We start from the raw sequence: 11,949 nt of genomic DNA on the forward strand, positions 1-11,949 counted from the left end.
GGTATCACCTCCCCGTTAAGATTATGTCAGGGAATTGTTAAGGCCTAATTACACTCGATATAACAAGACCATGCCGTTGGCGCACACATCGGAGGTGGACAACCCACTGGCCCACAGCTGAGTGTTTTTGCGGAGCCCGAAGCACACCACTCTGCGGCAACCACTGAAGCAGAAGGCATCGTTCCGTAGCGAGCATCTGTTTTCGTATAACCCGCACACATATTAGGTACGTTGTTGGCCGCATTACAACAAGGTCCGTTGTTACAAGACTGAGCCGTCGTTGCTCCACCACAAACCGCAGAGTTCGTTGGAGTACAGCTTTGACTTGTCACCGCAGATCCACAAACTGCATCGCTCGTTGGGTTGCAACCTTGAGACGTCGCAGGTTTACCACCACCACAGAAGGAATCTGCTTGAATAGTTGCATCACTGCGCTGACATTGCACTGTACGAGTCTGCGTTCCTGATCCTGCATTTCTTACGCAACTTGCAGAGCGAGATTGCGATCCTGAGTTCGCATTGAAATTACAGCTTGCAGATCTGTATTGAGTGCCCGGTCCACAACTCGCAGAGCATCCGCCCCAACCACCATAACTCCACCAGCCAGAGCCGCCATTACATCCGCTCCAACCACCGTAGCTCCAATATCCTGTTCCACCGCTACAAGCACCGAAACTTCCATTGATCCACTGATAAGTAAAATTAATGCGCACAACATTGGACGACGTATAGGTGATCGCCTGTCCCGCCGTATTTCTTGCGATATAGCGGAATTGATAGCAACGTCCTTGAACTCCTGTGTATGTGAAACTTGCAGAGCCCGTCGTTTCTGCAACTCCCGCATCAGCGAATCCACCGAAAGCTCCGCATGACAACGTGCTTGGATTCAAGGTCGCATAAGCGACTTGCAACTGATAGTCCGCACTACTCGTGCTCATCGCAGAAATTGCATCAGAACCTGGAGCCACCGATACTGAAATCGGAGTCGTCGTTTGCAACACATTCCCGTAAGTGACGTTACCGCCACTTGGACCTGTCGTATTGATTTTTACAATAGAGGCACTCTCATACCAATCACTGACATGGCCTAATTCATCGGCTGCACGATAACGGAATTTATAGGCACCCGCATTCACGGCACCAAAACTATAATTCGCGCAACTCGTACTGACTTGAGAGTAAGGACCAAAAGCCCCGACAACACCATTGCTCACAGTGGCGTCAGCTTGTTCCAGCTCACAGTTTGCGACACTCGTATATAAGTCAGCCTCATTGGTCACAACCGTTACCGCGCCCGTCGCCTGCCAACCATTTGTATAGGACAAAGAAACAACCGGCGGAGATTGATCCAGGATAATCGTGTCTGACAACGATGGTGATGTCACATTTCCGATTGTATCGCGGAAATTCATCCACACGGTTTTGACACCTTCACCTGCGGCAAGACTGTGATTGTAAGACGAAGCACACGCCTGCCAGTTACCCGTCGGATTATTGACATTATCAAAAGCAGTTTCGATCGGTGCATTGACATCTGTCGGGCATGTCACGTCCAACAATACACTTACGTTGTCAGTGGAGTTCGCATTGTTATTAATACTGAACGCGCCATTAACAGGACTGCTTTGATCCAGTTCAATCGAACGAGTGATTTCCGAAGTCGTATTTCCATAACCATCACGGAAATGCATATACACTGTTTTGATTCCATCACCCGTAGGCAAAACCAATGTTTTGCCCGCAGCACATGCCTGCCAATTTGTTGGCGCTGTTGCATTACCATAAGCCACTTGCACTGTGCCCTGTTGATCTGTCGGACAAGTGATTGCTAGATTAATTGTACTTTGCAAAGTCGGTGAGCTTTCGACAATGGTAAAATCACCACCCACTGGAGGACTCACGTCAGCATCGTCTGTCCAATTGGCATTACAGTTTTCATCCACGGAAGGATCATCATACTGGGGTAAAACACTCCACACCACGCAACGCAAACGGCCTGGTTGGAAAATCTGACGATTCCCCGCCACTTGAACCACGCGGACACGCAATCCCGTGCTATTAAATATATTCGAATATCCCACAGCATCTGGCAGACTGAATGTTGTTGTCGGCAAAGCCAAATCACAATTCACCAGTGGCGCCAACGGCTCCCACACGCCGATGTCTTGCTCAAACTGAACCTGACAACCATCGACTCCACCGTTGTTAATCCCGCCCACAGCCCATGTCAGCGTGAATGATTTATTGTTATTCCCGTGATTCAAAACAACCGAAGGTGGAATGACGTGATCATTCGTCGTTACATTCCAGGTGATCGGACCGGTTGCTCCAATATTGAATTCCGCTGTGCGTGTCGTGCTAATATCATTTGCCGAGGTTAAAGCGAGTCGCAAGTAATCACCGGAAGCATAAAAATCTGTCGCCGGATCGAAGGCAATCCAATCAGTTCCTGAAACTGGTAAACGCTGCAAGAAAGCCGCGCCCTCACCCGTGATCGAGGCCTTAATTGGAATATCAATTCCTGAAATCAAAACTCCGTCAGAATAAATAACCTGATCTAACAACTGCCCCGCTTTATCTAAAATAACAAATGCATCTGGGGTGATATCCGCAGGCACACAAGCATACGTCGTTACTTTATAAGGATACGCACATTTTGTGACGATGACAGGTCCCCACTCATTGCCATCCCAAGTTTGATTTCCTTCTTCGGCATGAGGAGGCAATACTTCTGGAGGAGCCGTTCTGTTATCCGCTACACAGGTATTGCCTGGGGTACCACCTTGCAATGTGTAGTTCAATTTACAAGCGCTGATCAAGCACAGTCCCCATTGATTAGGGCCGTGACTTTCCCAAACTTGGGTACCACCCGATGAACCTGTCGGCATCGGATCACATACACGAATATCTGCAACACAAGTTGTGTCTGATGTGGGAGTGTAATTCACGTTACAATTAACAACCTTACAACTGCCCCAAGATGTCGAATCATTTTCACCCCACTCTTCACGAGCTGTGGAGTTCGCAATCGTACACGTACGATATTTTGAAAGAAATTTTACGGGCAATGGATGTTCAACCGGAGGGCTGTCGATATAGGCTTTATAATCACCCGGCACATCTGACTTAATAATACAGTGAGAAACACCCGCAGCATCGGTCACGGTGCAGGTATAATTCGCATTCCCCGGACCATCAATTTTAAGCTTCGGCGTCACCATAGGCTGCACGATGTTCATGCGATCACGAATTGTAACTGTCGCAAGGGCTTCACCTTTGCTAGCAGCTGCATAGGTCGTGGCCGAGCCCGTCGATGTTTCAGCAATGGTTGAATAGATGTCATAAAAGACCGCTTCGACGGCGTCCTTTTTAAGATCTTCATTTGTCGGCTCACGAGATGGCGTCGGCACTGGAGAGTTCACCAACTCAGCCTTTACCCGAACTCTGGACCAAAATTCAGAAGTGATCGTACAATGAGCGATCCCCTTGTCGTCGGTCCTACTGCATTCGTTCGGATAAAGATTATTCTCTAGTTCATCATTCGTGCGAAGTTTGATTTCAGAATTAGCAATTGGAATATCACCGCCTTTGATAGCAGTGACTGTCAATTCGACTTTGTCGACTCCGTCTGCCTTCGCTGCTTCCTTTAGGAAGTCAATTTTAAGCTCTACAACGTTCGACGACTTAACAGCAACATCCATATTGCATCCAACAGACGCAATAAGAATGAAAAGCAGGGTGGTTTTAAATGAGACGTTCCCGAAGTTACCCATGTTTTTAGTTCGGCTAACTTCGCGGGCACCTAAAGTGAATTCACTCGAATAGGATTAAAACTCAGAGATCAAATTTGCTTAACAGTCTCACAGGCGAACGCTGAGACCATCTTTCAATGTTTGCTTTTGAGCTCTCAATGCGGGAATAAGACCGATCAATGTCCCAACAACAATCGCTACGAACATATATGCTATTTCAGTGCTGGTAATCGCTGGACCTTCGAGATACAGACCAAATTCATTCTCTAACCACGGTTGTAAAGAAAGTGTTAATACGAATGAAAGAATCATTCCAGAAATAACACCAATCATACTCAACAACGCAGATTCAAAAACCAACAGACCTAAAATTTGACGAGGACTCGCACCGACGGCACGCAAGATCGCCATCTCACGACGTCGCTCATTCAATGTCGTCGTCAAGGCGATCAACATGCCCATGAAGCCAACTGCCAACACCATCCATGAGATCATACGCAAAACGTTTTCAACGTACGACAGCCCCTGCCACAACTCACTCAAAGTAGCGCCAGGAATAATCGCCAATAAGGGCTCGTTTTTGTATTCGTTGATATCACGCTGTAATTTTAAAGTTTCAATACGTGATTTCGCACCCACGAAAAAGGCCGTGATCGTGTGAACCTTCACATCTTCAATTTTGATTTGTGACGAAGGGGTTTCTTTGCTAGCAGATGGAGCGGCTCCATCATGCCAATCCATATGCAAAGCTTCCATTCCCTCAAGGCCGATATAAACGGCGCGATCTAAAGGAGTTCCGGTTGGCTTCATGATACCAACAACTTTAAACGGACGAGTTTCGTGATGAAGAACACCCTCACCCTTTGTCACGCCATGAGCGATCACCACACTGTGACCCAATTCATAATTCAACTTATCGGCCACTTCAGAACCAATGACGACATCCCACAAACCTTGCAAGACCTTGCCGGATTTTAGCTCGACCTTTTTATCGCCGCGATAGTGATAGTGATTGAAGAAGTCATCATTCGTACCCACAACACGGTAACCACGATGGCTATCACCCAATGAGTATGGAATTGTCCATTCTATCGCTGGGTTCTTTTTCACATCCTGATAAGTTTCAAACGAAACGTTATGAGTTGCATTGCCCAGATTGAAAACCGTGTACAAAACCAATTGCAACGGACCACTGCGAGCACCCACGATCAAATCAGTTTTAGAAATAGTTTGAGTAAAGCCCTCTTGGGCCGCTCTTTGTGCGCGCTCCACTGAAAGCAGCAAAGCCACGCTCAGTGCAACAGACACCACGGTCAACATCGTCGCGAAGGAACGATTCTTTAGTGATTTAATAGCCAGGTTCAAGAAGATCATCACGTTGTCCTGTTAATCGATTCAAGTGACAGCGAACGAGTAAAGAGTTTTTCAATACCTCTATCGTGTGAAACAAAAACCACTGTCGTTCCATAAAGTTCAGAAAGCTCAAAAAGCAGCTTCAAAAATTTCTCGCGGTGATCAGCATCTAGTGCTGAAGTCGGCTCATCTGCCAACAACAAGTCAGGTTTCCCCAACAAGGCCCGCGCTACGGCAACACGCTGCTGTTGTCCTACGCTGAGTTCAGTAACGCTTTTATCAAGCAAGTCACCGATACCCAAATTACCACACAAGGCGCGGATGACCATATCCGTATCCACACTGCCCAAGCGCGATTTACGCACCGGACTTAAATGCAATGGCAATTCAATATTTTCCATAACTGAAAGATAAGGAATCAAGTTGAAGCTTTGAAAAACATAACCCATGTGTTCCGCACGAAATGCATCGCGCTGGGAGGAACTCATTGTCGCCAAATCCTGTCCAAGAATTTTCACGCTGCCCTTAGTGGGGGCCAAAACACCTGATAAGCATTCTAGAAAAGTCGTTTTGCCTGTGCCACTCGGACCATATAAAAAAAGTTCTTCACCTTTTTTAACCGTGAACTCAGGAACCACCAATGTCGGCTTATTGTATCCCGCATAAGTGTATTCAAGATTTTGAATTTCAATTAAAGCTTCGTTAGAGCTCAACTTGTTCTCCGTCTTTCTTAATTTCCTGAGACTTTTGCGTGTCCCCTGTTAGCACATTTACTTTCACAGATTTTACTCTTGAAAATACTTTTTGCACTCCAAAGCTAACAGCCGTCCCTGTAGGTGTTTTTTCACATACGACGTTAAAAACAGCATTTACATCAGCGTGGTTCTCTTTTTGTACCACTTCGTTGTAGTCCATTTTTACTTCGCATTTGTTGTCCGCTGCAAACAGGAACAAGTCATTCACTTTATCATTAAATTTCTTAAGCCCTGCCTCTTTATTAGCCTTATCCTTCACAGACTTAGCCTCATACTCGAATCCATAGATTGACGACGCAGGAGCATGAAACTCAATTTTGCCGTTCTTTCCATCGAACGCAATGTCTATTGTTGCGACTCCATGGACATGGGCGCTATGCGCGGACGCGACGGATGACAACACTGAAAACAAAAGCACATTGAACATAAAACCCCCTGTTATTTGTAAGGCTCCACGGCCTCACCCGTAATTTCGAAGGATGCATCTCCGTACATTGATTTCTTTGTAACCAGTTTTAACGTTCCGTATAACCACAAAGGACCCTGCATTGCCGGGACACCCTTTTTCATTTTCACATAAACCATTTGATTTGGTGGAGGAGCTGGAACGTGGATACATGCCTGCGGACTAGGCACCAAAAGAAACTCCACCACTTGGCGTTGGTCATCTTCCAAAGGAACCATGAAGCCCGGAATTTTAACGACTTTGCCGTCCAACGCCTGAAGCTCTGCTGAGGACTTCCCCGTGATATAATCCATCTCGCCCAGCGTGCGCCAATCAAGCGCTGCGCCATCATAATTAGGCCCACCGCTGAGTCTCTGATAGAGAGCCACGGAGGCAATAACGGCGATAATAAGAATTCCCGGGATCAGCCATTTCTTCATAGTTTCATTAAAGACTCCTCCCCCTCTAAATGCAATAGCTTTGCGTGACCTCATCATGTCTGCTATAACAAAACAGCCGATACCAAGAGGACCTAATTATGAGCGGAAAAATTCAAAAAGTTCGTGGCACACGTGATCTTCTTCCAGAGGAGAACATTGTTTTTCGTTTTGTCGAAGAATCAGCCTATCAAAAAGCCAAACTTTACGGTTATGGCGAAATAGAAACGCCGATTTTCGAGTTTTCTGAAGTATTTCATCGCACTCTTGGTGAAACTTCCGATGTTGTCAGTAAAGAGACTTACGATTTGACAGATCGCGGAGGGGAAAGCCTCACTTTAAGACCTGAGGGCACCGCTGGCGTGGCTCGCGCTTTTATTTCAGAAGGCATGAGCCAAAATCTTCCCCTTAAATTTTATTATTCTGGCCCGATGTTTCGTTATGAGAGACCGCAAAAAGGCCGCTACCGCCAATTCTTCCAATTGGGCGCAGAGTGTCTAGGTTATGACACTCCTCATGCTGATGTGGAGTGCATCGCCATGGCTTGGGACCTTTTGCAAAAAATCGGTATTTCAGCAGATTGCACTCTGGAGATTAACACTCTGGGTGACGCGGAAAGCCGCGCAGCTTACCGCGATGCTTTGGTTGTTTACTTTAGAAAGCACGAAGACCAATTGTCTGCAGACTCCAAAACTCGTTTAGAGAAAAATCCTCTGCGCATCTTGGACTCTAAAGATGAGGGCGATAAAAAACTCAATGCTGAGGCTCCTAAGCTTGAACAGTATTTGAACGAGACTTCACAAACGTTCTTTAAAAAAGTTTTAGCGGGCATCGAAAAATTAGGAATCCCATACAAAGTGAACAATCACTTGGTGCGTGGTTTGGATTATTACTGCCACACAGTGTTTGAGTTCACGACAGCGAAACTGGGCGCGCAAGGCACAGTACTCGCTGGTGGTCGCTATGACGGTTTGATTGAATTGATGGGGGGACCAAGAACTCCAGGTGTTGGTTGGGCTGCGGGCATTGACCGTTTGGCTGATCTGACTCCGAAGGAATTGGCTTTCTCTAAAGAAGTCCTTGTGGCAGTCATTGGTGCTGACGATGCGGGCGAGGATGAAAGCGTTAAGCTTGCTCACGAAATCCGAGCACGCGGCTTGAAGGCTGAAAATTTCTTGTCCGGAAAAATGGGCAAGAAAATGCAAAAGGCCAACAACAAAGGTGCACACTACGCACTGATCTTGGGCGGCAATGAAGTGACAAGCAACACTGTCACCGTCAAAAACTTCGTAACCGGCGAACAAGCCGTGATCCCACGAAGCGAAATCGCCACTTACGATTTCAAAATCTAAAAATAAAAAAAGGCGAGATGGGAATCTCGCCTTTTTCGTTCTTAATGTGTCTTTCGCTTAGTTGGCGATAAGAGATGTAAGGATTTGTGTTACTTGCTCTGGACCAACGCCGTTTACTTGTGCGGCTTTGTCGATCAATGCGCCCACATCGCTGTAGTCACCTTGAGCTTGTTTTACCATCGCATTTTTCAACTCGTTGTAAGAGCTGCCGATGATCTCTTTTGTGTAAGCATCGTAGTCAGCATCTGTCATGCTAGCTTTTGGGTTGTGTTTCAATTGCACAGCCAAGCGAGCCAATGTTTGCGAACGTTCCGCGCTCAAACCGAATTGAGCTTGAATGCCTTTTGCAGATTCGTTGATATCCAACGCTTGTTTCATCGCTGTCATCTTAGCAAGGTCTTTGCTGCTTGCTGTGGATTCTTCATAAACGTAGCCAGAAGAATCTTGGTAGTAACCATTGCCGATGTAAGCCACATCATGCCATTGCTGAGAATAGATGTAGTCGTAAATATTTTGACCTACAGCCCAGCCATCAATGTACACAGCTTGCGTGTTACCGTGATAATCAACAACGATATAACCCGCAGAGTTCGTGTTAGCTTTCACCAACGTCAAATTAATACCTGCATCTGTGTAAGCGCGTTTTACGAATTCATTCGCAAGCTCTTCGTGGGTGTAATACACATTACCCGTGCTTACTGAACCACCGCCTCCGCCGCCACCACCGCAAGCGCCGATAGCGAAAACAGTTGCCGCAGCTAGGCCGACTTTCAAAGTGCTTTTCAAATAGTTCATTGCTTTCATTTTTACCCCTTTATGAATCGACCCCCTGTCGATTCGGTGTTTTGTTTGAAAATTACGTTAGCAATTTGTTTGCCAATTTTTTCGGTGTCATTTCGAACTGTGTTCAAATACTCAATGGAACAAGCTGCATTTCTGCGTTCGCCGCAGACGAACCACAAAGCATCACTGCAAAGTTTTTATTTCCGTACGAGGAAAATTTCTGCGGAGCAAGGGCGCGACAATCATTTGGAATATCCAAATTTAATTTCGCAGGCGAAACCAAATCCCCTCTTGAGCTTTCCGTCCAGAAATAAACATTGTTGGAATAAAGCTGAGTCGCATCGACATAAATACTAGGACTTGCGAATCCACGATTCTGCACCACAGATGGGTACAGCAATTCCGTGGAGCTCAGCCCCGGCCAAGTCGCACGGTGAATTGAACTTTCATAACGACGCGTTTTTCCATTCGAAGAATTAACCTGCATGATCAAATTACTTTTGCTTTGTGCAAAGGTGAAAAACTCATTCCCGCGACGGAAGCTTTGAATGTAGCTGATCAACAAATCCTGCGTACTGGAAGATTGCAAAATGATTTCACTTTGCAACTGATTGTAAGAGTCAAAAATCAGATTCTGCGCCTTGATAGGTGTCAAAAAAACACCGAAGGACCAATTTGCATTTTTAACTGCTACTCCATCTGTCAAATCTGTGACAGGAGCAGGTACGCCATTCGACATCATCGTTGACGAAAATGACAACGGTTTCAAAGTGAACTTGCGTTGATCCAACCACTCACCACGCGTTTCGACCACCACGTACTTCTGTAGATCTTGAGTGCCATAGGAATAAAGCATGCGAATGCGGTCTACATCATAGACTGACTGAGGCAACATCGTCAGCAGACGCAAATCGTACTGAAATCCAATTCCCAATTGCGCACGCAGGTCATTCTGAAACTTGTAATTATCAAAGTTGCGAGTTTGATAAGTCCAAGAATTTCCCGACGCCACTGGTTTTAGATAAAACACGCGACGTTGTGGATTGTTGCTTTCAAACTGAAATGGATCAGGATTGATATCTTGCTTAGGAATTTTACCGATAGTCGAAAAGACTGGAACCAATCCCGTTTTGGCAAGACTCGCAAAACGCAGACTCGCCACCGCATCACGATCCAGAACAACCGTCTCTGGAACAAAAGAGATCTCTTGGCGCACACTGCGTAGGTCTTCAGACATCACCAGATAACTCATAGTCTTCGTCTTACCATCAGCAGCTGTCGCCAAAGTTCCGATCCAATAGCCGTTCATATCATTTGATAGCGGAACTTTCATAAAACTTAGAATGTTGCGTGTGCCTTGCGGCAAAGAGATCACGGACTGTTGAAAACGTCTGCCTTGCAATTGCAAAAGGCTGACACGCATTTTTTCAGAGGACGTCTCGGTCAGATAGTAGTCAGGATTTTCGCTAACTCCCATAACATCGTTGACCGTCATCACGTTTCTCAAGGCACTTGGCAAAACGTCCCCGGAAATCGCTAACGGAACTTTCACAACATCTGCATCATTTTTAACTTCGCGAGACAGAGAAAACTCATGCACAAAGTTTTTAGTATTTGCTGATGTACGAACCGTTACGCTCAAACGCACAGTCCCCGATTCAGATGTGTCTTGAATACGGCCTGCAACCGCAAGGCTTTGCACTTGCCCCTGCCCTAATGACAACGTGGCATCAGCACCCTCTTGCAATCTGAAATTTGCAGACAAAGATTTCACCTGAACAGCTACTTGGTCTTGGGCTTTCCAATAGTTTTTAATTGGTAAAGTAAAGCGCGCTACACCATCTGCGTTTTTAAATAGAACGCGGGAAAGATTTTTAAACTCCGGAGCCACAACCGGAACGGCTGCTTGCTCCAAAGCCTTTGCAATTTTTAAGGTTCCATAACGAATGAATTTTTCGCCATCCACGGACTGCGTCGAAGCAAAAAGACGGGCTTTAATTTCATCCGCAGTAATTCCCGGGAAGGTACCTTTCAAGACCGCGACAGCGGCCGTTACAAAAGGTGCTGCCTGACTTGTTCCGCTAAGGACTTCATACCCCTTCACCGAAAAGTTCGTCGGTGTTTTCGAGTTTGGATAGGTGCTAAGAATTTCCTCACCTGGAGCTGCCATATCGACTTGCCCACCAAAATTAGAAAACCCCGTCAAAACATTGTCGATTCCTGTCGCCGCCACGCACAGCACGCCAGGATAAGAACAAGGAAAATTCAAATTGTTGTTATTGTTATTACCAGCCGCCGCAACGATAAAGACTCCCGCGTCTTGAAGATCCGCAAAAACTTTACGAAGCTCTGGCGTATCTGTGGCCGCTGGCCATCCCATACTGATGTTTACAACATCTACACGTTTCGCCAATGCATAACGAAGAGCCTTCAACACACGCCCCGTCAGTGCCGTACTTGCTGAAACACCACTCCCTGCATTGGCATCAGCGGCCCCCGTCACTTTAAGCGGCAACAAACGCACGCGATTTGTAACACCCGCAACACCCTGAGCATTACCTATTTGCGCAGCAATAATACCAGCCACGTGAGTCCCATGCCCTAAATCATCATCAGCAAGGTTTTCGTTATTCGCGCCCGCACTAGCCATAAAGTTCCAGCCGATGCAGTCCCCTTTATAACCATTTCCATCATTATCAGTGGAAGGTCTGAACGGAGTTGCACCATTCACGCACTCGGAATCATTATGATACAAAGATTTCGCAAGGTCGGTGTGTTGGACTTCCACGCCGCTATCCAAAAGTGCGACGACGATGTCTTTCTTCATCACTTTAGAAAATCCATCGGCACGCGCCTGCACATCAGCACTGCGACCAGAAACGGCTCTCGCCTCTTTAGACCGAATGTCCGTTTGATCACGCAGGATTTTTTGATCCGCGGGGAAGACCGCCCATTGATACTTCGCCAAAGGATCATTGGTAAATCCCGATTGAGAAGCAGGCACTAGGGCCGCTTGGGCACTTCCCACTGTTAGAATCATCATGACCGCTGTTAGTAGTTTCATTGTTTCAG

General features: G+C 46.4%; 8 protein-coding genes. 1 reads left to right on the forward strand and 7 read right to left on the reverse strand.

Annotated features, from left to right (window positions below):
- Window positions 1-44: 44 nt before the first annotated feature.
- The 5 genes from ACLVWP_RS13840 to ACLVWP_RS13860 all read right to left on the reverse strand — a co-directional run bounded on the left by ACLVWP_RS13840 (window position 45) and on the right by ACLVWP_RS13860 (window position 6,745).
- On the reverse strand, window positions 45-3,701 hold the full coding sequence (locus ACLVWP_RS13840; protein ID WP_413558047.1) for an Ig-like domain-containing protein: 3,657 nt from the start codon (window positions 3,699-3,701) through the stop codon (window positions 45-47).
- A gap of 159 nt (window positions 3,702-3,860) precedes the next feature.
- Window positions 3,861-5,126 carry an ABC transporter permease gene (locus ACLVWP_RS13845; RefSeq protein ID WP_413558049.1) on the reverse strand — a complete coding sequence of 422 codons (1,266 nt, stop codon included), beginning with the start codon at window positions 5,124-5,126 and terminating at the stop codon, window positions 3,861-3,863.
- Window positions 5,126-5,818, reverse strand: a complete 693-nt coding sequence (locus ACLVWP_RS13850; RefSeq protein ID WP_413558050.1) for an ABC transporter ATP-binding protein — start codon at window positions 5,816-5,818, stop codon at window positions 5,126-5,128. The genes ACLVWP_RS13845 and ACLVWP_RS13850 overlap by 1 nt, the downstream gene beginning before the upstream one ends.
- Window positions 5,808-6,287: a ZrgA family zinc uptake protein gene (locus ACLVWP_RS13855; RefSeq protein WP_413558051.1), complete on the reverse strand. Its 480-nt coding sequence runs from the start codon at window positions 6,285-6,287 to the stop codon at window positions 5,808-5,810. Before ACLVWP_RS13855 ends, ACLVWP_RS13850 begins: the two co-directional genes overlap by 11 nt.
- A gap of 11 nt (window positions 6,288-6,298) precedes the next feature.
- Window positions 6,299-6,745, reverse strand: coding sequence for a DUF3299 domain-containing protein (locus ACLVWP_RS13860; protein WP_413558052.1), 447 nt, complete (start codon window positions 6,743-6,745; stop codon window positions 6,299-6,301).
- Between the two features lie 98 nt (window positions 6,746-6,843).
- On the opposite strand from ACLVWP_RS13860, the gene hisS reads away from it, so the two are divergent.
- Window positions 6,844-8,094, forward strand: coding sequence for a histidine--tRNA ligase (gene hisS / locus ACLVWP_RS13865; protein ID WP_413558054.1), 1,251 nt, complete (start codon window positions 6,844-6,846; stop codon window positions 8,092-8,094).
- 57 nt (window positions 8,095-8,151) lie between these two features.
- Here hisS and ACLVWP_RS13870 read toward each other — a convergent pair whose 3' ends face one another.
- Both ACLVWP_RS13870 and ACLVWP_RS13875 read right to left on the reverse strand, forming a co-directional pair.
- Window positions 8,152-8,898, reverse strand: a complete 747-nt coding sequence (locus tag ACLVWP_RS13870) for a hypothetical protein (RefSeq protein ID WP_413558055.1) — start codon at window positions 8,896-8,898, stop codon at window positions 8,152-8,154.
- A 103-nt stretch (window positions 8,899-9,001) separates the two neighbouring features.
- On the reverse strand, window positions 9,002-11,941 hold the full coding sequence (locus tag ACLVWP_RS13875; protein WP_413558056.1) for a S8 family serine peptidase: 2,940 nt from the start codon (window positions 11,939-11,941) through the stop codon (window positions 9,002-9,004).
- Window positions 11,942-11,949: the final 8 nt, after the last annotated feature.

The sequence above is a fragment of the Bdellovibrio sp. HCB209 genome (assembly GCF_047306065.1).
Classification (GTDB): domain Bacteria; phylum Bdellovibrionota; class Bdellovibrionia; order Bdellovibrionales; family Bdellovibrionaceae; genus Bdellovibrio.

Excerpts from the sequence above, each read along its gene's own strand:
- ACLVWP_RS13840 (WP_413558047.1), bottom strand. The coding sequence starts at position 3,701 with ATGGATGTTGCTGTTAAGTCGTCGAACGTTGTAGAGCTTAAAATTGAC.
- ACLVWP_RS13845 (WP_413558049.1), bottom strand. The coding sequence starts at position 5,126 with ATGATCTTCTTGAACCTGGCTATTAAATCACTAAAGAATCGTTCCTTC.
- ACLVWP_RS13855 (WP_413558051.1), bottom strand. The coding sequence starts at position 6,287 with ATGTTCAATGTGCTTTTGTTTTCAGTGTTGTCATCCGTCGCGTCCGCG.
- ACLVWP_RS13860 (WP_413558052.1), bottom strand. The coding sequence starts at position 6,745 with ATGAAGAAATGGCTGATCCCGGGAATTCTTATTATCGCCGTTATTGCC.
- hisS (WP_413558054.1), top strand. The coding sequence starts at position 6,844 with ATGAGCGGAAAAATTCAAAAAGTTCGTGGCACACGTGATCTTCTTCCA.
- ACLVWP_RS13870 (WP_413558055.1), bottom strand. The coding sequence starts at position 8,898 with ATGAAAGCAATGAACTATTTGAAAAGCACTTTGAAAGTCGGCCTAGCT.
- ACLVWP_RS13875 (WP_413558056.1), bottom strand. The coding sequence starts at position 11,941 with ATGAAACTACTAACAGCGGTCATGATGATTCTAACAGTGGGAAGTGCC.